Here is a 23061-nt window from a genome sequence, read left to right on the forward strand (position 1 = left end):
GTAAATTTGAATCTTTTATAAGTCATACTATACTTCATGATCAACCGAAAGCTCTCCGGGCAACTCTTCTTCATTGCTCTCTTAATCGTTCGTCTGACTAGTCCAAAAATTGCCGAAGCGCAGTCTAAACAGCGTTATTCAAACCTTCAGCAAGCTGTTTTCTCGGGTGGACAGTTGACTGGTTCACAGGGGCCGCGAAGTGTAAACTGGATTGAAGGAGGCACTAAATTTTCGTTTATCGATGGGCAGAATACAATCAAAACCCTATCGCCCAAAGACCAAAAAGAGGAAATTATTTTTGATGGTAGCCAGTTAAAATTTCCGGGTACCGATAAGCCATTTTCTTACGGTTCGTTCCAGTGGTCGAAGGACTCAAAAAACATCCTGTTTCAAAGCAATTTCCGTCCCGTTTACCGGCGATCGGGGGTGTCCGATTACTATGTGTATACCGTAGCCGACAAGAGCCTTAAACTCGTAGCAAAGGATGCACAAACCGCTGAACTAGCCCCCGACGGCCAGAAAGTAGGCTACGAACGAGGTGGCAATTTGTTTGTGTTCGATTTTGCTACTCAAAAAGAAACACAGCTTACCAACGATGCAAAAGCATCGTTTCTGAACGGTCGGTATGGCTGGGTGTATGAAGAAGAATTTGGACTAGCGCAAGCCTGGGACTGGTCGCCGGACAGCAAATTCATTTCGTTCTGGCAATCTGATGAGCGGCAGGTTCCAATGTATAAACTCACCGATTACAAAGGCTTCGATGAGAAATTTGACTCTCTCCCCTATCCACGCGTTGGCGATCCGAATCCCATCGTTCGGATCGGTGTGATCGAGATTGCGAACAAGAACAAGCAATGGATGAAGGTGGACCTAGGCGACGGCTATATTCCCCGCGTCTATTGGACTTCGCTCGAAGGCCAACTGGCGGTAGTGCACATGAATCGCAAGCAGAACCACATGAAACTGTTTATGACGAACGCCCGAACCGGCGACGCAAAACAGATCATGGAAGAGAAATCGAACACCTGGATTGATGTTTTCGATTTCTTCGCGGGCATTAATCATCTGCTCTATTTTCCGGCAGGCGTTCAGGAATTTTACTGGGTATCGGACCGGGATGGCTACTCGCATCTGTATCGCTACGACTATTCGGGCAAGCTGCTCAATGCCGTTACGAGCGGCAAATGGGAAGTCACGTTCATGCACCATATCGACCCCAAGGCCAAGAAGGTTTATTTCACCTCAACCGAAGCGTCTCCGCTGGAACGTCAATTATTCGTGGCTGACCTGGACGGAAAAAACAAACGTCGCCTAACGACCATTCCCGGACGACATACGGTGAACTTCTCACCCAATGGTCAGTATTTCATTGATCGGTATTCCAACACGTCGACACCAACGCAAGTCGAACTCCGCGATACTAAAGGCCAGTTGATCAAAGCGCTGGAATCGAACAAGAAGGTAGCCGAGTACGTAGCCAGTCACGAGTATGCGCCTAAAGAACTAGTCAATTTCACAACCTCTGATGGGCTAACGATTGACATCTCAATCATCAAACCACTCGGTTTCGATCCGACGAAGAAGTACCCGGTTGTGATGGATATTTACGGTGGTCCCGGCTCTCAATCTGTTTATAACGATTGGAGTGGAACGGGCTGGCATCAGTGGCTGGCGCAAACGGGTTACGTAGTCGTGAGCGTCAATAACCGGGGCAGCGGTGGCTACGGCAGTGCTTTCGAGAAAATCGTTTACGAGAAACTAGGCAAGTATGAAAGTCAGGATTTTGCCGAAACAGCGGCCTGGTTAGCCAAACAACCCTGGGCAGATGGTAACCGAATGGCCATTCGTGGACACAGCTACGGCGGCTACATGAGCAGCTACACCATGCTTACGCATCCCGGCGTGTTCAAAGTATCACTCGTTGGTGCCCCCGTTACCGACTGGCGGCTTTACGATACGATCTATACAGAACGGTATATGGGCCTGCTTCCCGAAAACGAGGAGAAATACCAAGCCAGCGCCGTATCGCCTTATGCCAAAAATCTGGCGGGCAAAATGTTCGTGGCTCACTCAACAATGGACGAAAACGTACACGTCCGGAATACATTCCAACTCATGAATGCGCTGGAAGACGCAGGCAAAGACGCCGACCTGCGGATTTATCCCCCCGGCGCTCACGGAGTAGCGTATAGTGCTGGCACGCAGTTGCTCCTGTACCAACAATACACGACTTATCTGGAAACGTATCTGAAAGGCGGTCCTTTGAATTAATCTTCGCCTTTTTGGGGTCTGATTCGTAAATCAGACCCTCGTGAGGTTTCTCAAAACCGAGCGATTCATACAATTCGGTTTTGAGAAACTTCTCTCGTTGAATTACCTAGTCAACCACTAAGTAGCTAGGTAATTCAACGAAAAAACCAAAATCAAAATATGACCTAAAAATCAAATACTTACCTATAAATCATACCTTATTCGTTAATTAAATCGATTGATTTGGCCGCCCATTCGTAAAACAAAATAGCAGATCACATGTTAAGTATTTACATAAGTACTTACGAATCCGTAGGTATATTAGTAAAACAATCAACTGCTATGAAAAATGTAATCGTCGCTGCTTCACTATGCAGCTTACTAACCATCTCACAACTTGGATTTTCTCAGGCCGTTCAGGAAGGGAAAGCAGCCAAAAAAGAAATGAAAGCCGAAAAGAAAGTGGCTAAAGCGCATGAGTATAGAAAAGATGCGGCAACCCATAAAGGCTTAGAAATAAAAGGTATTTCTGACCCAAAAACGAGAATGGCGAAAGCCGATCGGAAAATGGAGAAGGCCGAAAAGAAAGAACTAAAAGGCGAGGCTAAAGAGCTAAAAGCAGTAGCTAAAGCAAAAACTAAAAAGGCTGCCGGAGTTGATTAATAATAGATAACATAAAACAAAAAAACGTGGCCTCGATCAATCAAGGCCACGTTTTTTGTTTTATGAAGTTCGCAATGCCCGCCGAATCACATCCTCAACCGATAACGAAGGATCGGCTTTCAGCGCATCGTCGACACTTTTCTCAGCCGTTGGTTTTGGAAAGCCGAGTGCCACCAAAGCAGCCAACGATTCTTCGCGAACGGGATCGACCGCTGATTGGCGGTAAGTAGGCCCACTAGGTACCACACCCGACTTCTTCATTTTATCGCGCAACTCAAGAATAATGCGCTGAGCGGTTTTGGCACCAATCCCTTTAATAGCCTGCACTGCCCGAACGTTTTCGCCTAAAATCGCTAGTCGTAAATCACCGGGTTGCATGGCTGATAGCATCCCAAGCGCCGTATTCGGTCCAACACCCGAAACACCTATCAAATCCAGAAAAAGCGACTTTTCATCGGCATTAGCAAAGCCATATAGCGCTTGAGAGTCTTCGCGAAACAGATGATGAATAAACAGTTTGATCCGGTCGCCACCACCGGGCAGAACAGCATATGTTTGAAGGGAAATATGGACCATATACCCTACTCCATTTACATCAATAATGGCATTTGTAGGTTCTTTATGGGCCAGTGTTCCGTCTAAATAAGCAATCATTCGTAGATTAGAAAGGCTTGTTTTTAAGCGTGTCAGATATAGATAAAGATACGAAAAACCCACGACTTTATCGCTAAAATCGTGAGCCTCTACATTGTTTCAAGTTTAAGGTTGGGTAAATCTGACCAAATTTATCACTTAGGTTAGGTTTACATTGCAAACTCACAGGATTAAACGGTGTTCGCCTTAAGCAATACAGATAGCCATCTCATTTTGAGGAGGGTTTACTGAGATGTGGGCTTAACTTAACTCGACCCGTTTTAGTTATGAATAAACTGAATAATAAAGCCTCCTTTAGGAGCTAAGCTGTACGACCAGCTAGACGTGATGGGATAGGTTTCCGTTTTAAAACTCATCAATGGATCTTCGCCTTCCGTAATGACTCTACATTTAGAATACCTCTTGCCATACTTAGCCAGATTTAACTTGATTGGTACTGCGGTATTCGTCCCATTGATGCCTACAATGTAAGAAAGGTGATCCTTTTGACGAGCGAGTATGAGCTGCTCCCCCGGGTTGGCCACAATACTTTCTGTTTTATCCCAAGTAGAAGGCATGTCTTTCAATACCTGACGAACCGACACCGGCAGGGAATCAAATACCTCTTTTGAATCCGCAAAATGAATAATTCCCGACGTATAGATCATGGCCGTAGCCAACTCATGAATAGCCGTGTTCAACCGGGGGTATTTACGAATCGTTAGGGCAAATGGTGTGTAGTCCGTAGGACCGGCTACATTTCGGGTAAAGGGCAAGATGGTATTCTGTTCGGCGGCTTTATCCGGGTATCGGGGTTCATAAAAATAACTTTCTGTTCCTAAAACGGCTTCGGCGGTCATGAAATTGGGCCAGGTTCGATGCCAGCCTCTTGGCACGGTAGCGCCATGCAAGTTGACCAGTAAATGTTCTTGGGCGGCATCCTCAAACAGGGATGGCAAGCAGGCCATCACCTCCTGCCGGTCTGAGCACCAAAAATCAATTTTAACCCCTTTTACACCCATTGCCGCCAATTCCTTAAAGCGCTTTTTTCGTTTTTCAGAATCGAAATACGCTGCCGAATAGCCCCACACCATGGGTTTAATACCTTTGGCCGTAGCCTTAGCGATGATCCCACCTTCGGTGTTGGCGTTCTCCCAGCCCGCATCAAACAATGTATATCCGAAGCCGAAAGAAGCAGCCAGATCTGTGTAGGCGTTATACATGTTAGATGAATGATCCTCGGGATGTGACCACCAAGACCAGGTAGCCTTTCCCGGTTCGATCCAGGACGTATCGTCCAGTTTAGAGTCAGGTGCCAAATCTGTAATCAAGCTAGAGAGCAGGATGTCTTCAGCCTGATCACCTATAATGATCACCCGCCAGGGCATCGTCCAGGGAAGACTGGAGACTGGATGATTGTTGTCACTCAGGGGAAGAGTATATTTCTCGTCTTTTTCCGCAAAGGCAATCTTATAGAGTCCCCTCTGGGAATCGGGCAGCAAATGACAGCCTGAATACGACCCATCCGTTCCCGACTCGGCTAGTAGAACCCAACTTTTACCATCATTTACCTGAAAAAGGGCTGGCATACACCAGCCTACAGACGGGTTACGGGGCTTACGGATTGAGTCGCCAGGATGAACGTTTAAGTAAAAATCTTCGTAGCCCGGGGTGTATTTCCCCGCTTTATTATAGGGTTGCAACCAACCCGTCGCTTTTTTTTCAATCAGAAATCCGGTGTTCTCCTGGCTGATCACGCGCATTTTTTTCGTCTGATCCGGAAACCGGTAACGGAAAGCGACGCCCTCTTTTCCAGTAACCAAATCAATGGCTATCAGCGCGCCTGACTTATTTTTAAACGTAATGCTCTTGGTCTCAAAAACATGATCAATCTTCTTGAGGTTGCCTACTTTCAATTCGTAGTTTTCCCGTCTTAGATCAATGGGTGACACGTTAACCAGGGACAGTCCAGATGTAAAGTTCTGGTCGTCGCAGTTCAGGCCAAGCGGAGAATCGGCAATAATGACTTTATCCCGGTGTGTTACATAGTAATGCAGTTCTCCCTTTTTGGTCAGCGACAAGGTGATTTTATTGACTCCGAGTTTTGAACTTAATTCCATCGATTGGCTTGCTGCCTGAAAGCCACTGAAAAGGAAAATAGCTGGGGTTAAAACAGTAAGGGCTTTGTCAATCAATCTATTTCTCATACTACGGATTGAGTTCTTATTGCTAATGGGGGCCACCTGTAAAAAAGGATAGTTTGTAACCAAAGCTACTTATTCCCATTAAAATGAGGGTTTCGTGAGAATAAAGGTGTATTTAGCGTTTCTTACGGCAGCGGCCGACCCTAAGATCCGTCATTGGGAGCCGTCAACCCGTCTAAAATACGGTTTAGAATTTGTACAATTTCTAGACTGGTTGAATAGGCAGTCTTATGTTAAGGGAATATTCTAAGATCATTCACGCTATATACGCCCCGAAAATAGGCCTGATTGTCCTTTGAAAAGGAAAAGAAAGGACTGCATTATGTTAATGAAATATTCGTAGATTGACCCATCCCATTTGCATTGTATACCACTAACATACAACAGGGTAAATGACCAAGCCGGAGAAAAAACTAATATCTGGCCAACGAAGTGGCCAGATTAGCAAGCGTGAATTTTATGAAAAATTTCCTCTGAAAGAGTACTCTGATAGTGCACAAATCGCCACTAAAGTGGAAACTGTAATCAGTAACGATGCTGTAACGGTGAACAGCAAAACTACGAATGAAACAGGTGCTTCAGAATTTGACGAAGCGAGCACGCAGGTGCTGCCCATCGGCCGTAATTACGCTGGCTATGTAAACGCCGGTTGGCAAACCAGATAGGTTTGTCGAAGCCTGAGGACTCAGTTGTGCCGCCACTTGCCTGCCTTGCAAATCATAAATACTCATCTCTTGGGGCCTGGCATCGGTTGACAATTGAACCGAGAGAGAGCTGGTAAGCGAAGTGTAGTAAACGGATAACTGAACAGGCTGTTGCTTGTCTTGGCGACTAACTGAAATAATAGTAGAGAAGCGGGCACTGCCGTCAAAGTCAACTTGTCTCAATCGATAGTAATTGATTGGATTGGGCATGCTGACATCGACAAAACTATAGTCGGTCCGGTCCTGAGTAGTCCCTTTCCCTGTCAGTCGGCCAATCGTTTCGAAGCTTTTAGCATCGGTACTGCGCTGGATCTCGAAATGATCGTTGTTGGTTTCCAGCGACGTTTGCCAGACCAGTTGGGCGCCTATGTTCGCCGTCCAGTTGCCTGAGAAAGAGATTAGCTTAACCGGTAGGACATTGTCCAGCGTGTAAATATCTACTGTGTTTATTCCATTGCCGACGAAAAAGGCCTTGTTACCGACGGTGATAGCAACTGTACCGTTCCTAACGTGTGGGAGTTGAGTTGACGACCACTGGCCAGTTAGTGCATCATAAATATCTAATGCGCCAGATCCATCCGCTCCTCCGGCAAAAAAAGCTTTGTTTCCTAGTTGGGTAGCTGCCAGATCATAGCGGGCTTCTGATAGCGTAGCTGTAGTCCATTGGTTTGTGTCCACATTATAAATACTTACTTGGTTAGAACGGCCTGTGTCAAGTAAACCTCCGGCAAATAAGGCCTTATTGCCAATACTGACAGCGCCCAAATTTCGTGTTGGCAATGGAATTGTAGCCGTTGTCCATTGGCCTGTTGTTACATCATAAATATCTAATAAGCCATTTTTTGCAAAAAGTAATCTAGTGCCTACACAGGTTACTGCTATCCCAGATCCGCTGAGTTGAGGAAGCTGGGAAACTGACCACTGATTTGTATCTATGTCGTAAATATCTACTGTATTGGATTCTAAATTCGTTGTACCACCGGCAAATACGATTTTGTTGCCAGCGCTGGCACCTACTAGATTAGACCTGGGCTCGGAAAGTTGAGAAGTGGTCCATTGGTTTGTATTCGAATTGTAAATATCTACTGTTGCAGAAAAAGATCCTGCCCCAGAGAAGGGATTACTTGGCCATATAAAACCACCTGCAAACAAAGCTAAGCTACCTGAACTGGCAGCCGCCAAGGTTGATCTTCCCACCGAGAGCATAGTCGTTGTCCACTGGTTGGTCGTATTATCATAAATATCCACCTGATTTGATGAAACGATAGACGAAGCAGATGTATAGTAATAGCCTCCGGCAAACATTGCCTTATTGTCTACAGTAGCTGCTGTTAGCCACTGCCGACCTTGTGTTGAGAGCGTCCCACTGGACCATTGAGCAAAAATAGGTGAACTTTGCAAACAGCTTACGCTGAAGAGTACCAGGAAAGTAGTGAAAAGTCTTTTCATGAACAAGTGTTTCAGAAATTTTTGGATTGGACTAATGATGATCGAGTAGTTAGCGAGTTCATCTATTGGCACATTGATCAGCTCGAAATCGCTCTAAGCTACTTGAACCAAAGCCAGTCCTCTCCTGTAGCTTTTGACAAATCTATAAATTGTAAAACGGTACCACCACATGAGCTTAACATCACTCTTGCTTTGACTGGATTTTTGTTGATAGTCAGATCATCCCTGTTACAGGTCAATCCAGCCGTTAGAAGAAGTAATAGAATGGTGCGACGCATACAAGTAGTGTTTATACTTTCCGCTGACCATAATTATCACCAAAGGATTAAGGTTCTAATCTGTTGTATAATCTCTTATATGTTAGCTAAAGTGCAAAACAACAGGCTTACTACTCCCGAGTTGACAATCTCTTCAAACGCCCGTTTAGGGAGGTGGATACACTTCGAGTCCAGGTTTATTCTTTCTTTATGAAGTAAAGTCGCAAATAGTTATCTCATAAATCAAATTCAAAATCTCACATTTTAGCTGAGTTTGTGAGACTGATTTTTATTCCAGATGATGAATTTGATCCGTTTTTTAGATTTAGCCAAGGTGCAATGTTTCACTAGCAGCTGTAATCGCCACGGTTGCTCGGTTTAAACATGGAACATTGAACTTGAAACGTTGAACAATTATCCAACAATCAGCTTTTGGCCGGGTCGGAGCGCGTTGCTCTTGATGTGGTTCATTTTCTTAAGCTGATCGATCGTTAAATCGTACCGTTGAACAATATTCCAGAGCGTATCGCCACTTTGTACTCGATGGTAACGCGGTTTGTAATGTTTCGATTTAGCAATAGCCTCTGCCTTTTTGCGACCTTTAGCCGTTCCCTGATCGGCTAGCCGTTCGGCACGGGTTTCGGTTACTTCTTTCAAAATGGTCAACTTCTGTCCTTTCTGGATTTTAGTTGACCGAAGGTGATTCCAGCGTTTCAGATCGTAGAGTTCGACGTTGTATCGATCGGCAATATCCCCCAGATTGTCACCCTTTTTGACGACATACGTCTGCTTGCGGGGTTTCCGCATAACAACGGTTTCGATATCGTCCTCAGGCTCATCAACCGATTCAACTACGGCAAGCTGAGCGGCCGGAGAAGGTGCTTCTTCCAGGCTTATATTAGCCAGAGGATTCCGATTCAATGCCGTCCAGGCACCTACCGAATCAGCACCATACCGAACATTTTCTGCTGTGGCCAGCAATATATGCTCCATTTTATTGGGAATCCGGCTGGCCGAATCCAGGATAGCCCGACGATTCGATGCAAAATAGTCGTACTGCTCGCGTGGTACACGAAGTGGGTATCGTTTGGTGTATTCAGGCAGAATGGTTGTTGTAATGGCCGGATTCATTTTCTGTAAATCAGCCAGCGCCATTGTGCTGTGTTTAGCGAAGGTTTCGAGGTTGAAATAGCCACTCACCTGAATGGTATCATGCGGAATAGGATACTCAAAATTTTCGCCAACGATACCGTGGTCCCCAGCATGGTTGATTAGGTAGGTGAATGCCACAAACTGAGGCACATAACCTCGCGTTTCTTTCGGCAAGGCATCGTAAATGGTATAAAATGAATCGCCCCCCGATCGGCGCATGGCCCGCTTCACAGCACCTGGCCCGCAGTTATACGCGGCCATTGCCAGTTCCCAATCCTCAAAAATGTTATATAAATCCCGGAGGTATTTGCACGCAGCTTCAGTCGCTTTTACGGGGTCCATTCGCTCATCCACATACTCATCCTGCGACAGGCGTAAATCGCGACCTGTGCCGGGCATAATCTGCCAGAGACCACCCGCTCCAGCGCGTGAAATAGCACGCGGATTTAGAGCCGATTCAACGATAGAGAGGTATTTCAGTTCATCGGGAAGGCCGTATTGCTTCAACATTCGCTCGTAAAGCGGGAAGAACATAGGCATCCGTTCCAGCATTGTCTGGGTGTAACTTGCCCTCCGGAACGTAAAGTAATCAATATAGGCCTGAACCGCTTTGTGGTAATTCAGCGGAATGTCTTTCTGTAACTTCGCCAGCCGCTCCCGAATCAGGCTGTCAGGTACACTGGGTACATACGCCAGTGTATCTTTTTTCACGATTGTACTGTCCAATTGAATCGTAGTCTCGGCGTGAGCAGCTGTTGCCAGCCCCACTACCGCACTCAACAGCCCCAGTCTCAACAGGCTACGGTTCAGATAGTTCATATAAGTTTCACTTTATATATTATGTATTATATATGATGTATTTTTATCGTAGCATGCGTCATATCTCCTATATTATACATCCTACATCTAATCTATCTTACAAAGTCTTTGCCAATGCCACTAATTTCCCTTCTTCAAAAGGTGGGGCCATTAGTTGCAAACCAATCGGTAATCCTTCAGCATCGGTACCGTTTGGGATCGATATGGCCGGATAACCCACTACGTTTGCCTGCACCGTAAAAATATCGGCAAGGTACATTTGCAATGGATCATCGGTTTTTTCGCCCAATTTAAACGCCGGTGTAGGCGTTGTAGGCGAAAGCAAAAAGTCATATTGCTCAAACAACCGCTCCGTTTCCTGACGGATCAACCGCCGAACCTGCTGGGCTTTGGTATAATAGGCATCGTAATAGCTGGCACTCAACGCAAACGTGCCGAGTAAAATCCGCCGACGCACTTCGGCACCAAACCCTTCTGTACGGCTTTTTTTGTACAACGTCAAAAGGTCGATTCCTGATGTATCGGTCGATGCACTTCTGTATCCATACCGTACCCCATCGAAACGCGATAGGTTCGACGACGCTTCGGCAGTGGTCAGAATATAGTAAGTCGGCAGGAGATATGTTAAAAGGGAAATATCAACAGGTTCTACTACGTGCCCCGCAGCTCTTAATTCGTCGATTTTACGCTGGGTAGCGTTCCGAATGCTCTCGTCAATCCCAGCACTCTCAACACCATCGCGCAGGTAGGCAATACGTAAAGGGCGGTCAGGGAGTGTTGCCTGTGCGTAAGCTGAAACTGATTCGCTCGATACCGTACTATCGAAGTCATCAGGCCCGGCCATTATTTCGAGTAGCAGAGCGGCATCTTCGGCGTTGTTGGCAATCGGTCCGATGCAATCGAAGGAGGATGCGTACGCAATTAGCCCCCAACGGCTGACACGCCCGTAGGTTGGTTTCAGCCCCACAACACCACAAAAAGCGGCAGGTTGACGAACCGATCCACCTGTATCGGAACCAATACTGGCTAAACAAAGACCAGCCTGTACAGCTACTGCCGAACCACCACTCGACCCACCGGGTACGCGACTAGGATCGGCGGCATTACGAACCGGGCCAAAGGCAGAATTCTCATTGGACGAGCCCATTGCAAACTCATCGCAGTTTTGCCGACCAATGATAATTACATCTTCGTCCAGCAAACGTTGAACGGCTGTGGCAGTAAATTGAGCCGTAAAATTATCTAGAATTCGGCTTCCGGCCCGAACGCCGTGCCCGGTGTAATTGAGAATGTCTTTTATACCGATGACCATTCCAGCTAACCGACCTGCCTGGCCAGCTGCTAGTTTTTGGTCGACCGCATCTGCTTGCTGAAGGGCCTCGTCGGCATATACTTCGGTAAATACATTGAGGTTTTGGTACTCATCAATACGGACGAGGTATTGCTCTACCAATTGACGGCAGGTAACGGTGCCATTGTTGAGATCGGCTTGAACAGAGGAGAAGCTACGATAGGGAGTCACAGAAAACAATTTACGGGAATCTGTTTAGAGTTCCGTGTTTCAAGTTCAAGGTTTCATGCTACAGGTTATTGAACATGGAACCTTAAACTTGAAACATTAAACTCTAAATCTTAAACTAATAAAAACAGACAATCAGACGGTTCCTGACTGGTACCGCCTGATTGTCTGCTGCCATACAACATGACTTAACTTATTTCTCCGACTCTTTCAGACCTTCTTCGATATTCTCGCGAACGTCTTTGGTAGCGTCTTTGAATTCTTTGATGCCTTTGCCGAGTCCCCGTGCGAGTTCGGGAATTTTTTTAGCGCCGAACAACAGGAGCAATGCCAGGAAAATAAAGATCATTTCCTGACCGCCCAAACCCATAATTGCAAAAATGCTTGCCAATACCATGATTTCTGGAATTTGAATGTATGCAAAATTAACAAAACTCTCTCGTACAATCTATTAAATCGTAGTGAAACTTACGCGCGAAGGCTCAATTTGGTTTCACGTTTCAAGTTTAATGTTTCAAGTTTTATTCAAGTGGTTAAACGTTCACCTAATCATACAGGAAACATTAAACCTTAAACGTTGAACTTGAAACTTTATACTCACCCTATTTTAATAGTCTCAACCGGACGGGATGACTCCTGCCGTGGATTGGTCGCCGTGTATTCCCACTCCCGAAACTTATCAATGTCTTCTTTAATTCCATTGAAGAGCCAAAACATGAGCGCAATATCATCTGTCAAGCCCACAATCGGCAGGAAATCGGGCAAAATATCAATGGGCGATACGAAATAGATGAGCACGGCAATCATTCGAAGGAGAGTCTTCCAGGGTAATTGTCGGTATTCGCCCGATGCATAAGCTTTCAACAAACGGGTAACAATTCCTAATTGCTCCCGAAAGGCGGCAAAATTGGCCCCCGATAAACCACCGCTCTTGTCAATAGCTTCCCGGATCAGGTCATACAAACTTCGTGTATTACGAGCGTAACGAGCAGCTCCATCGCTAGCCCGCTTAAAGAAAATGGAGGATAGAATCCTGGATATAAGACTACTGTTTTTCATTGACTGATTTGTTATTCCGGCGAGGGCCAGTCTAACAAAGTAAAGGGTGGTATGTATTTAACAACTTTTGTTCGTACTATAAACGCTCGAACTGAACCAGAAGTTTTATTACGACCGCTATTGGTTTGTCTTGACCGTGGGACGTACTTTTGCGATCGTTTGTTAACCCTTTAATTCCGAATACAGTATGAAAGTTACCGTAGTAGGTGCCGGAGCCGTTGGAGCCACCTGCGCCGACAACATTGTTCGTCGGGAGCTTGCCCACGAAGTTGTTCTTCTCGATATTAAAGAAGGTATTAGTGAGGGTAAATCTCTCGATATGCTCCAGGCATCGACGCTGCTTGATTGCGACATTAAGCTGGTAGGTTCTACCAACGATTATGCCAAAACAGCAGGGTCGGATGTTGTTGTTATTACCTCGGGCCTCCCCCGTAAACCCGGTATGACCCGTGAAGATCTCATCGGTATTAATGCTGGTATCGTAAAAGGCGTTACAGAAAATATTCTGAAATACTCTCCCGACGCGATTTTCATTATCATTTCGAACCCAATGGATACGATGACCTATCTGGCGTTGAAATCGTCGGGTTTGCCCAAAAATCGGGTGATCGGTCTGGGAGGTGCCTTGGATTCAGCTCGTTTCAAAACGTATCTGTCCCTGGCTCTAAACTGCTCACCGAATGATCTGCAAGCTTCGGTTATCGGTGGCCACGGCGATACAACCATGATTCCGTTAACCCGTCTGGCAACTAAAGCTGGCGTACCTGTCAGCAACTTTCTGGATGAAGAAACCCTGAAAAAAGTAGCTGCCGACACCATGGTGGGCGGTGCTACGTTGACAGGTTTAATTGGAACATCGGCCTGGTATGCGCCAGGTGCAGCCGGTGCTTACATGGTCGAGAGCATCCTCCGCGATCAGAAGCGTGTGATTCCTTCCTGCGTATTGCTCGAAGGCGAATATGGCCAGTCGGATATTTGCCTGGGCGTACCCGTTGTTTTAGGTAAAAATGGTTGGGAAGAAATCATCGATTACAAACTAACCGACGAAGAGCAAGCTGCGTTCAACAAATCGGCCGATGCCGTTCGGAATATGAATGGTGTGCTGAGTACGCTGAATATCGGTGTGTAATTGAGGTACATAGTAGAAAAAGCCTGCTGATTTGCAAATTGGCAGGCTTTTTCAATTCAATATTACCTTGTCAATAAGATTTCATTCATTTTTCAACCCCATTAGTTGCATCGTCCAAATCTTGTCTCTACGTTTGCATACCAAACGGTCGGTTTTTAGATGAATGAATCGAGAGAACATATTTTAACTACTTCACTAAAGCTATTTTTACAGAAAAGCTATAAGGAAGTTACGATGAAGGAGATTGTAGAGCATACCGGGCTTTCCAAAGGTGCTTTCTATCACTATTTCACCAGCAAGGAGCAGGTTTTCACCGAGGTAATCAATCACTTCTTTCGGGAATACATGCATGAAGATTTTAGTCGGCTTCCTACCGAATCATTGCTCGGCTTCTACCAGGCCATATTGGCGCATATAGACCGGAGAAATGAAGGTTCATTCTTTAGCGGTACCGATGCGGCTTTCAGCATTAACCATTACTACCTACTCTTCGACGCTATTCGGATGCTACCTGCTTTCAAACAGAAACAGGTAGAGCATCAGCAGGAAGAGTTAGCCAGTTGGACAACGGTTGTGACCCAGGCTCGTAGTAAAGGAGAAATTCAATCAGCTATGACCGATGATCAGATTGCTAAACTGTTTATTTATCTGAGCGACGGTGTCGGAATCAATTATATTATGACGGAAGGACTTCCGAGAGTGAGGCAGGAGCTTCAATCGCTTTGGGATGGTCTATATGCGACGTTAAAAGCTTAATTTTTTGCCCACAAACAAACCAAACGGTCGGTTTTATTAAAAATGCTATTATGAATACTTTAAACGATAAAGTCGCTTTAATTACGGGTGGCAGCAGTGGAATTGGGTTAGCAACGGCTAAGTTGATGGCGCAGGAAGGCGCTCACGTGGCCATTGTCGGGCGCGACGAAGGAAAACTGAAAGCAGCCGCAACTGAAATTGGCCACAACGTCATGACTATCTGTGCAGATGCTTCATATCTGGCTGATATTGACGCCATAGTAGCAAAAGCCAAAGAGACATTCGGTCGTATCGATATACTGTTTGCGAACGCAGGCATGTCTGAGTGCCCACCGATTCTGGAGACCGACGAACGTTTTTTCAACGAGATTATGGCTATCAATGTGAAAGGTGTATTCTTTTTGTTCACCAAGGCTTTTCCTCTCCTGACTCAACACGCTTCGGTTATTTTTACAAGCTCCGTCGCCCACAGCAAAGGTCGTCCCGGCGATCCGCTTTATTCCATGACAAAGGCCGCTATTCGAAGTCTGGGCCGCACATTGGCTATGGATGAAGATGTTTTGGCTAAAAACGTACGGGTGAACACCGTCAGTCCTGGAACTATTCAGACACCTCTTACCAAACAGGACACCCCCGAAATGGAACGCATGATTAACAACTACGTAGAGGCTACAGTACCTATGCACCGCTGGGGACAAGCCGATGAAGTAGCGAAGGCAGTGGCGTTCCTGGCTTCTGACAATTCATCTTATATGACCGGCAGCGATTTGCTGGTGGATGGTGGATTAGGGCAGATTTAGAGAGAACTAATCCCGCTTAAAAATCACTAATCAGTGGCAGTTCCTGAACCATCCGGGATAAGCTTGTTTTAGTAAAGATAGAGAGGCTGTTTTGACAGGATTTACAGGATGAGCAGGATTTCTTCGAATTCATAAAATCTTGTTCATCCTGTAAATCCTGCCGGAAAGAAATAAGCATTTTATGGAGAATTACAGTATTATTCTATTTCTGCTGGCGGTTATGATCGGCCTGTCGGCAGTAGCCGATAAGATTCGTTTACCCTATCCTATACTCCTGGTAACGGCGGGTATTGCCATCGGATTCATTCCGGGAATGCCCAAAATCGAGCTTGACCCCGACATAGTCTTTCTGCTTTTTCTACCACCAATGCTGTACGATGCCGCCTTTAATATTTCCTGGCGGGAATTCAAAAAGAACATCAACACGATTTCGTCATTAGCCTTTGCGCTGGTCTTTCTAACCGCGAGCGGAATCGCTATTACAGCCTACTTCCTGATTCCAGGCATGACCTGGCCACTGGCGTTTGTATTAGGCGCGATTCTGTCGGCTACGGATGCTGTAGCCGCTATGAGCATTACTAAAGGCTTAGGCCTATCACACAAAACGCTGACCATTTTAGAAGGTGAAAGCCTGATTAATGATGCTTCCGGCCTGATTGCCTATCGCCTGTCGGTGGCTGCCGTTGCGGGCAGTTCATTCGTATTCTGGAAGGCTGGCTTACAGTTTTTACTGCTCATTGCAGGTGGTTTTCTGGTTGGGGCAGCGCTAGGCCGAGTAATGGGATTCCTCCTGGAACGGCTTCCCAACAATAAATTAGTGGCTATTAGCTTCACCTTATTGATGCCATTTGTGGCCTATTCAGTAGCGGAAGAATTTCATGTGTCGGGCGTTATTGCCGTTGTGACATTGGGGTTAACGATCTCACAGTTTGCCAAAAAACTCTTCCCGGACGGCACAAAAGCCCAATCTAAAGCCATCTGGGAAATAATTGTGTTCATCCTGAATGGGCTAGTCTTTGTGCTTATTGGCCTTGAATTCCCGTATGTACTCGAAAACATTGATCGTCAGGAGCTTTTGCCGCTGATTAGCTACAGTTTTATCATTTGCCTTGTCGCGCTGATTATCCGAATGGCCAGGGTATTTTTGCAAAAGATTAACATAGACCGTGCGTTCCGAAAAACGCAGGACAGTCGGTTCGAAGATGCGCAACTGGACTGGAAAAACTGCCTGATCATTAGCTGGTCGGGCATGCGCGGTATTGTTTCGTTGGCCACTGCCATTGCCCTACCCGTCACCTTAACGGATGGTCACGCATTTCCACAACGAGACGTAATCATTTTCATTTCGGTGATGACGGTGCTGATTACTCTGGTGGCGCAGGGACTGAGTTTGCCTATGCTCGTAAAACGGTTGGGCGTTAACCCGACCAGTAAATAAATGATAAGCAACTGGTGCTACTAAACTAAAGAGTTTAACTAGCGTCAAAGCTGACCCGCCATTCTATCAGCTCCTCCTAAATAAAAATCTGGTATTGCAGAATTAACTGCCCACGACGACCACTCGCCGAAAGTTGGGATGTGCTAGACGATGGGGCATAATAAGGTCGGTTCTGGTAATCGAGGGTAAGCTTTCCGTTGTGGCCTTTGATCAGGTAGTTTATGCCGATGTTGTAAACCCCGAGTGTGCTGGCCACACGTTGGTAGTTCGCGATTTGAGCCTGCACATAGGGCATGAGCGTACCGTTGCCAGCCCCAAATAGATCCCGTTTCAGTAGATAGCCAAACTGACCATAAACAACATTACCCGTACCGAACATTGGGAAAGAGTTGCCCTGAGTACCACCTAGACCACCGGGACGTTGGGACGCGGGAATGTCGCTGGCCGGATTCATGGCGCCGTTAAACCGTAAATAGTTGTCACCGTAATCCGTGTGGAAATAGCCAAGGTAAGCGTTAATGGCGGTTCCTTTTCCCTTATTCAACGGCATGTCCAGAAACGATGCAATTGACCACAGATTCAATGCTTGATAAACGGTATCGCCCGCTACAGGTACGCGTACCATGGCATTCTTCTGAGTGATAAATCCAGCTTCCAGATTAAAAATTTTCTTAGCGCCCAGATAAGTACCCGTGTTGTAACCAGGTGCCTGATGCGCTTCTTTATCGAAGAATTGCCACATGAAGAAGCCCTGAAATTGCTTCTCGTGGCCCTTCAACGCAAAAATAGAATTAGGCCCGTAGGTTGGTAACGCAGCTCCATTGGTTTGAATCGGGAATGGGTCACTAACCGCTACACGATAATCGAGGTGGCCAACCTGACCGCGGGCATACACGCTCAGCTTGCGGGTAAACTCGTCGGTTTGATCGGTGGTGGCTTGTGCAAAGATGGGTACGTCCAGACTCATAATCGTTGCCACGCTGGGCGCGCTGAACCGCGACAATCCATTTATAATAGTTAGACCAGCGCCAATATTCAGGTAGTTTTTATTCTTAAACACCAGATATTCAGCCAGCGCATCGTGAAAGAACGCCTGTACTTTCCGTTGCGACGAAGCGGTTTGATTAAATCCACCATTCAGGTAATTGAAATTATTCATCCCGAACTGGAAGTACAGAAATAAGTGATCGCTGATTTGACCAAATAACTGTATACGCGTCCGGCGCAAACCAATGGAAAACGTATTATCTTTCGGAACGCCCACAACGGTTGATCCGGGGTTACTCTGATTCCATTGCAGCCAGGCCTGATTTAGAAAAGTGGCCTTGAAAAAATGCGTTCCCGATGCATTGAGGTTATATTTCAATTCATTCTTCTCCGGGGCTGGTTTAGGAGAAATTGGCTCATTACCGATGACTGCTGTTGAAGGTTTAGTTGTATCGGCACGAGGTGTCACGGGTTGTTGAGCAAATAGCAGTTGACTACTCATCAATAAAGCACCTACCCAGCCAGTTATCAGACTTCTATTCATTCGGCTACTAGTTTGGAATCGACGCAAAACTAGGATTGTAATTGCATGAAAATAGCAGATAGATTAAATTCAGATTAAAACCACTATTATAGGTTAATGTAGTTTGTGGATAAACATACGATACCTAAAGGCATCCTAAGAGGGCTAATTATTTATAACTCGCGTTATGCTAGAGGTATAGGGCATAAAAAAAGCCGTCTATTTTCTACATAGGCGGCTTTTTCCACAAGTTAATTTTACCTCAACTAAACTTTCGCAGGCTTGGCCGATACGGGATTTTCTTTTTTCCCGGTCAGCCGACCGTACACACGCCGAGTAGCGTTAAAGATGTTTTCGAAGGTTAAATAAACCGTTGGCACCAGAACCAGCGTCAGCAAAAGCGAGCTAATCAGACCGCCGATTATTACCCAGGCTAACCCGTTTTTCGACTCCGAACCGTCACCCGTGGCTAGCGCCATCGGTAACAGACCAATCGCCATGGCAATAGTCGTCATCAGAATTGGGCGAATCCGTTCGCGACCCGCTTCCACGAGCGCATCAATGGTATTCTTTCCTTCTTCTTTCTGGGCATTGGCAAAGTCAACCAGCAGGATAGCATTCTTGGCCACCAGACCGATCAGCATAATCATCCCCAGCATAACGAAGAACGAGATTGCCTGTTCGGCTAGTGCCAGTGCGAGGAATGCCCCGATAATAGCCATCGGAATAGAGAACAGAACCACAAACGGCCGGAAGTATGAATTATACAACGCCACCATCAGCAGGTACACAAACGTGATAGCCAGACCTAACGCAATACCCAGGCTGCTAAACGCATCCGACTGTCGTTCCAGATCCCCTTTCAGTTTATAGGTTACGCCACCGGGTAGTTGCTTCGTTTTCAGAATATTGTCGATCTCTGTACCAACCGTACCCGTTGGGCGACCCACTACGTTGGCATTCACGAACAACGAACCAACTCGGTTGTAACGAGTCAACTGCGTGGCACCCGTACCCAGACTCAGATCGGCAATCTGCCGAATCTCAATCAGTTTTCCTCTTGCATCGGGCACTGTCAGGTTACCAACGTCATCTTTGCTCTGGCGATTAAACTTGTTGAGTTCAACCCGAATGTCGTAGTCGCGGCTACCAATCCGGTATTTACTGTCGGTGTTTCCTGAAAAGGCAGTTTGTAAAGTCGCCCCAACGTTAGCCACCGAAACCCCATATTGGGCCATTTGACGACGATCGAGGTTTACTTTAAGTTCTGGTTTAGGATCATCTACCCCTAACTCAACGTCGGTTGTTCCACTCACCGATTTCACAATCTGCTTCACAACAGCCGCTGCTTTCTCTAAATCCTGCTGCGAATTACCCTGCAATAAAATCTGAATCGGCGCGGCATTGGCGCCACCTGTAATGGCCAGCGGTGCCGATTTGACGTTCAGCCCAGGCGTTTTCATGATCTCGGCCTTTGTCTGAGCGGCAAACTTTTCGATTGAAATAGTCCGTTGCTGTTTCGGTAAAATGGTTACCGTAATCTCCGCTTTGTGATAAGGTGTAGAACCCAATCCACCGCCCGAGGCAGCACTCGAATACCCAACGTTGCTGTTCACTTTCGTAACCAACGGGTTACTCATCAATTGCTTTTCGATCTTCTGACAAATCCGGTTTGTTTCGGCTAGACTATTGAACGGTTCGCCTTCGATCTGAACAATGAATTCGCCCTGGTCACTTTGCGGGAAGAACGTGGTACCGATGAAACCACCGGCCACTAAGCCAAAGGAGCCAATCAGAAGGACAATCGCGGTGATGAACACCCAACGTTTGTGGTGCAGCCCCCAGGTCAGCAAGCGGGCATACCCATGTTTCAACGAATCGAATTGCCCTTCAAACCATTTCAGGAATCGCTTGCCAAGACCAGGGCCGTTGAGGTCTGTTTCTTTCGCAAAACGCGAAGCCAGCAACGGTGTAATGGTAAACGACACCGCCAGCGACATGAGCGTTGAGAACACAACAACCAGCGAGAACTCCCGAATGATGTTCGCAATCAGGCCCTGTACAAATACCAGCGGCAGGAACACCACCACGTCGACCATCGTAATAGCCAGCGCGGTAAAGCCAATTTCGTTCCGTCCGTCGAGCGAAGCCGTTCGTCGGTCTTTACCCATTTCGAGGTGCCGGTAGATGTTTTCCAGGACCACAATCGAGTCATCGACCAGGATACCAACGACCAGCGACAAGGCCATCAGCGTCATCAGGTTCAGCGTAAAGCCCAACAGGTACATCGGCACGAAAACCGAAATAATCGAAGCCGGTACCGATACCATGACGATGAAGGCGTTCCGAATACTGTGCAGGAACAACAACATCACCAGGGCCACGAGCACAACGGCAAACTCAAGGTCGAAAATAACCCCTTCGGCAGAGGCCAGTGTGTAGGTCGATGAGTCGCTGGTGATTTCGAATTTCAGGCCAATGTTGGCGTACTGCTTTTCGATACCACCCAGAATAGCTTTCACCTGCTGGCTAATTTCTACCGCGTTGGCATCGGTCTGTTTCTGAATCGAAATACCGATGGATTCGCGACCGTTAATCCGGTTGATGGTCGTCGCATCGGCAACGCCATCGGTTACCGTTGCCACATCACTCAATACAACGTTCGTTCCATTGGCCGATGTGACCAGAGCAGCGTTCCGAATCTGGTTGATGTCGGTGAACTTACCAGCCAAACGAATGGCGTATTGTGCCTGATCGGTTTCAATTCGTCCCGTCGGGTAATCGAGGTTAGCCGAATTTACAGCCTGCGTTACCTGCGACAACGAAAGATTGTAGAGTTTGAGCTTGTTTGGATCAACCCCAATCTTGATTTCGCGCTGACGTCCGCCCGTTAGTGTTACCTGCCCTACCCCGTCAACTTTCGTCAGTTGCGTACGAATCTGATCGTCAACCAGATCGTAAAGTTTGGTTGCTTCCAGATTTCCCCGAACACCCATCCGAATAACAGGCACATCGTCGGTCGAGAATTTTTGCAGTGTCGGCGATTCTACTTCATCAGGTAGTTGCGAGAGCACTGCGTTGACTTTCCGCTGGGCATCCTGCAACGACTGATTCGCGTCGGCACTCGCCGACAATTCAATCTGAATAATCGAAAGCCCTTCCTGACTGGTCGAGCTGATGTTTTTCAGGTTTTCGAGTGACGACACCGCATCTTCCAGCTTCCGCGTCACGGAGTTTTCAACCTCCCCCGCAGCCGCTCCCGGATAAGTCGTGATTACAGTCACGACGGGCGCATCGAATTTCGGCAATAGGGTATAGTTCAGGCTTTTATACGAGATAAAGCCCAAAATACCCAGGATCGTGAAAGCCACTACAACCAGCGTCGGGCGTTTAATGGCTACTTCAGTTACTGACATTTTTAGTTTGAAGTTTGTAGTTTGAAGTTTGTAGTTGAAGCTGTAATCGGTGTGTTTCTGTCATCCCGACGCAGGAGGGATCTTCAGTAAATGGATGGTATTCGGCTCTACCGAAGATCCCTCCTGCGTCGGGATGACAGAAACGCTAGTAAAACAAAAGTTTAAGCAGCTTCAACTGCAACCCACAAACTAATGATTAAGGATTGACCGCTACCGACGTATCCGTTTTCCCCTGTGCTGCGTTACTCTGGTTAACTGTCACTTTAGCGCCATTGGTCAGGTTAAGCTGACCGTTTACAACGATTGGCTCACCTTGTTTAAGGCCCTCAAGCACCTGATATTGGTCGCCACTATCGTACCCGAGTCGGATTTTGCGCAAACGAGCTATATTGTTCTGCACGACATACACACTGGCACTATCAGCCCCGCCAACCAAAGCTCGACGCGGTATAAACAGTCCATTGATTCCCTGCTTAAAGGTAAAGTTTGCATTGGCCAGCGTACCTGCCTTCAGTTGGTTCTTACTGTTGTTGGTCAGGTAAATTTCAACCGGATAGTTATGCAAATCATCGCCTTTGGGGCTGATGTAATGTACAAACCCCGAGAACGTTACGCCCGGAAATGCCTGTGCCGTAACGGATGCTTTGTCACCCAATTTAAGCTGATAAACAGCCTGTTCGGGCACGTTGACAACCAATTTCAAATCCTGCAAATTAATAACCGACGCGAGCACAGCGCCAATGGCTACATATTCGCCATTCTCCACTTTTTTGTCGTATACATACCCACTGATCGGCGCAATCACAGCACCATTACCCAACACGCGCTGCTGTTGTTTTGAATTCAAAAGAGCCGTTGCATACTGATCCTTGTATTTCTGGTAGGTTTCCTGCGTTACGGCTCCCCCTTGTAACAAGCGCTCATAACGTTCCATTTCGCGTTTGGCATTAGCCACAGCCGTCTCATTGTTTTCAACAACAACGCCTTGCACGGGGTCCTGCACATAACCCACCTGCTGCCCTTTTTTCACAAACGTACCGAGCACCAGTTTAAAATTCTGGAGCTTTCCCCGTGTTTCGGCGATGATGTCGCCTTCGTTCTGAGCAGCTATCGTTCCCAACAGTGACAGGTTCTGATCGATGCGTTCGTAGGCAACGGGCTGTACATCTACAACCGGCGTTGTCTGGAACTGCGTCGACGACGTTTTTGCGGCATCAATATCCTTTTTGTTATTAATTAATCGGAAGGCAATCAGCGCGATCAGACCAGCTACCGCTCCAATTATAAGTATTCGTTTCATGGT

The 23061-nt window shown here is 46.7% G+C and carries 16 protein-coding genes; 6 read left to right on the top strand and 10 right to left on the bottom strand.

Annotated elements, in window-relative coordinates:
• Positions 1-36 precede the first annotated feature (36 nt).
• Positions 37-2271, top strand: coding sequence for a S9 family peptidase (locus ACYVGR_RS34030; protein WP_460964831.1), 2235 nt, complete (start codon positions 37-39; stop codon positions 2269-2271).
• A 321-nt stretch (positions 2272-2592) separates the two neighbouring features.
• Positions 2593-2913, top strand: a complete 321-nt coding sequence (locus ACYVGR_RS34035; protein ID WP_460964833.1) for a hypothetical protein — start codon at positions 2593-2595, stop codon at positions 2911-2913.
• A gap of 60 nt (positions 2914-2973) precedes the next feature.
• Here ACYVGR_RS34035 and ruvA read toward each other — a convergent pair whose 3' ends face one another.
• The 7 genes from ruvA to ACYVGR_RS34070 form a co-directional block, all read right to left on the bottom strand.
• Entirely contained in the window at positions 2974-3567 is a 594-nt protein-coding gene (ruvA, locus tag ACYVGR_RS34040; RefSeq protein ID WP_460964835.1) for a Holliday junction branch migration protein RuvA, read from the bottom strand.
• Between the two features lie 260 nt (positions 3568-3827).
• On the bottom strand, positions 3828-5753 hold the full coding sequence (locus tag ACYVGR_RS34045) for a glycoside hydrolase family 97 protein (RefSeq protein WP_460964837.1): 1926 nt from the start codon (positions 5751-5753) through the stop codon (positions 3828-3830).
• A gap of 575 nt (positions 5754-6328) precedes the next feature.
• Positions 6329-7903 carry a T9SS type A sorting domain-containing protein gene (locus ACYVGR_RS34050; protein WP_460964838.1) on the bottom strand — a complete coding sequence of 525 codons (1575 nt, stop codon included), beginning with the start codon at positions 7901-7903 and terminating at the stop codon, positions 6329-6331.
• A gap of 671 nt (positions 7904-8574) precedes the next feature.
• Positions 8575-10131 carry a lytic transglycosylase domain-containing protein gene (locus ACYVGR_RS34055; protein WP_460964840.1) on the bottom strand — a complete coding sequence of 519 codons (1557 nt, stop codon included), beginning with the start codon at positions 10129-10131 and terminating at the stop codon, positions 8575-8577.
• 97 nt (positions 10132-10228) lie between these two features.
• Complete coding sequence (gatA, locus tag ACYVGR_RS34060; protein ID WP_460964842.1) at positions 10229-11653, bottom strand: Asp-tRNA(Asn)/Glu-tRNA(Gln) amidotransferase subunit GatA; 1425 nt, start codon at positions 11651-11653, stop codon at positions 10229-10231.
• Positions 11654-11843: 190 nt separating this feature from the next.
• Complete coding sequence (locus ACYVGR_RS34065) at positions 11844-12047, bottom strand: Sec-independent protein translocase subunit TatA/TatB (protein WP_157590364.1); 204 nt, start codon at positions 12045-12047, stop codon at positions 11844-11846.
• A 200-nt stretch (positions 12048-12247) separates the two neighbouring features.
• Entirely contained in the window at positions 12248-12709 is a 462-nt protein-coding gene (locus tag ACYVGR_RS34070; RefSeq protein WP_460964844.1) for a YkvA family protein, read from the bottom strand.
• Between the two features lie 187 nt (positions 12710-12896).
• On the opposite strand from ACYVGR_RS34070, the gene mdh reads away from it, so the two are divergent.
• The 4 genes from mdh to ACYVGR_RS34090 all read left to right on the top strand — a co-directional run bounded on the left by mdh (position 12897) and on the right by ACYVGR_RS34090 (position 16832).
• Positions 12897-13838 (top strand): malate dehydrogenase, encoded by a 942-nt coding sequence (mdh, locus tag ACYVGR_RS34075; protein ID WP_460964846.1) that lies wholly within the window; start codon positions 12897-12899, stop codon positions 13836-13838.
• A 159-nt stretch (positions 13839-13997) separates the two neighbouring features.
• Positions 13998-14594, top strand: coding sequence for a TetR/AcrR family transcriptional regulator (locus ACYVGR_RS34080; protein WP_460964847.1), 597 nt, complete (start codon positions 13998-14000; stop codon positions 14592-14594).
• Between the two features lie 50 nt (positions 14595-14644).
• Complete coding sequence (locus tag ACYVGR_RS34085; RefSeq protein WP_460964849.1) at positions 14645-15394, top strand: SDR family NAD(P)-dependent oxidoreductase; 750 nt, start codon at positions 14645-14647, stop codon at positions 15392-15394.
• Between the two features lie 181 nt (positions 15395-15575).
• The gene (locus tag ACYVGR_RS34090; protein ID WP_460964850.1) at positions 15576-16832 is read left to right on the top strand and encodes a Na+/H+ antiporter; all 1257 of its coding nucleotides are present in this window, start codon (positions 15576-15578) and stop codon (positions 16830-16832) included.
• A 76-nt stretch (positions 16833-16908) separates the two neighbouring features.
• On the opposite strand, the gene ACYVGR_RS34095 is transcribed toward ACYVGR_RS34090, so the two are convergent.
• From ACYVGR_RS34095 to ACYVGR_RS34105, 3 genes are all read right to left on the bottom strand, one after another.
• Complete coding sequence (locus tag ACYVGR_RS34095) at positions 16909-18363, bottom strand: hypothetical protein (RefSeq protein WP_460964851.1); 1455 nt, start codon at positions 18361-18363, stop codon at positions 16909-16911.
• Positions 18364-18608: 245 nt separating this feature from the next.
• Positions 18609-21758, bottom strand: a complete 3150-nt coding sequence (locus ACYVGR_RS34100; RefSeq protein WP_460964853.1) for an efflux RND transporter permease subunit — start codon at positions 21756-21758, stop codon at positions 18609-18611.
• A 196-nt stretch (positions 21759-21954) separates the two neighbouring features.
• Positions 21955-23058: an efflux RND transporter periplasmic adaptor subunit gene (locus ACYVGR_RS34105; protein WP_460964855.1), complete on the bottom strand. Its 1104-nt coding sequence runs from the start codon at positions 23056-23058 to the stop codon at positions 21955-21957.
• Positions 23059-23061: the final 3 nt, after the last annotated feature.

The organism is Spirosoma litoris, assembly GCF_054776755.1.

Bases quoted from the DNA above. Each gene is read 5' to 3' on its own strand.
- ACYVGR_RS34080 (WP_460964847.1), top strand. From the start codon at position 13,998: ATGAATGAATCGAGAGAACATATTTTAACTACTTCACTAAAGCTATTT.
- ACYVGR_RS34105 (WP_460964855.1), bottom strand. From the start codon at position 23,058: ATGAAACGAATACTTATAATTGGAGCGGTAGCTGGTCTGATCGCGCTG.
- ACYVGR_RS34035 (WP_460964833.1), top strand. From the start codon at position 2,593: ATGAAAAATGTAATCGTCGCTGCTTCACTATGCAGCTTACTAACCATC.
- ACYVGR_RS34100 (WP_460964853.1), bottom strand. From the start codon at position 21,758: ATGTCAGTAACTGAAGTAGCCATTAAACGCCCGACGCTGGTTGTAGTG.
- ruvA (WP_460964835.1), bottom strand. From the start codon at position 3,567: ATGATTGCTTATTTAGACGGAACACTGGCCCATAAAGAACCTACAAAT.
- ACYVGR_RS34045 (WP_460964837.1), bottom strand. From the start codon at position 5,753: ATGAGAAATAGATTGATTGACAAAGCCCTTACTGTTTTAACCCCAGCT.
- ACYVGR_RS34070 (WP_460964844.1), bottom strand. From the start codon at position 12,709: ATGAAAAACAGTAGTCTTATATCCAGGATTCTATCCTCCATTTTCTTT.
- ACYVGR_RS34030 (WP_460964831.1), top strand. From the start codon at position 37: ATGATCAACCGAAAGCTCTCCGGGCAACTCTTCTTCATTGCTCTCTTA.
- ACYVGR_RS34095 (WP_460964851.1), bottom strand. From the start codon at position 18,363: ATGAATAGAAGTCTGATAACTGGCTGGGTAGGTGCTTTATTGATGAGT.
- ACYVGR_RS34050 (WP_460964838.1), bottom strand. From the start codon at position 7,903: ATGAAAAGACTTTTCACTACTTTCCTGGTACTCTTCAGCGTAAGCTGT.
- mdh (WP_460964846.1), top strand. From the start codon at position 12,897: ATGAAAGTTACCGTAGTAGGTGCCGGAGCCGTTGGAGCCACCTGCGCC.
- ACYVGR_RS34055 (WP_460964840.1), bottom strand. From the start codon at position 10,131: ATGAACTATCTGAACCGTAGCCTGTTGAGACTGGGGCTGTTGAGTGCG.
- ACYVGR_RS34065 (WP_157590364.1), bottom strand. From the start codon at position 12,047: ATGGTATTGGCAAGCATTTTTGCAATTATGGGTTTGGGCGGTCAGGAA.
- ACYVGR_RS34090 (WP_460964850.1), top strand. From the start codon at position 15,576: ATGGAGAATTACAGTATTATTCTATTTCTGCTGGCGGTTATGATCGGC.
- ACYVGR_RS34085 (WP_460964849.1), top strand. From the start codon at position 14,645: ATGAATACTTTAAACGATAAAGTCGCTTTAATTACGGGTGGCAGCAGT.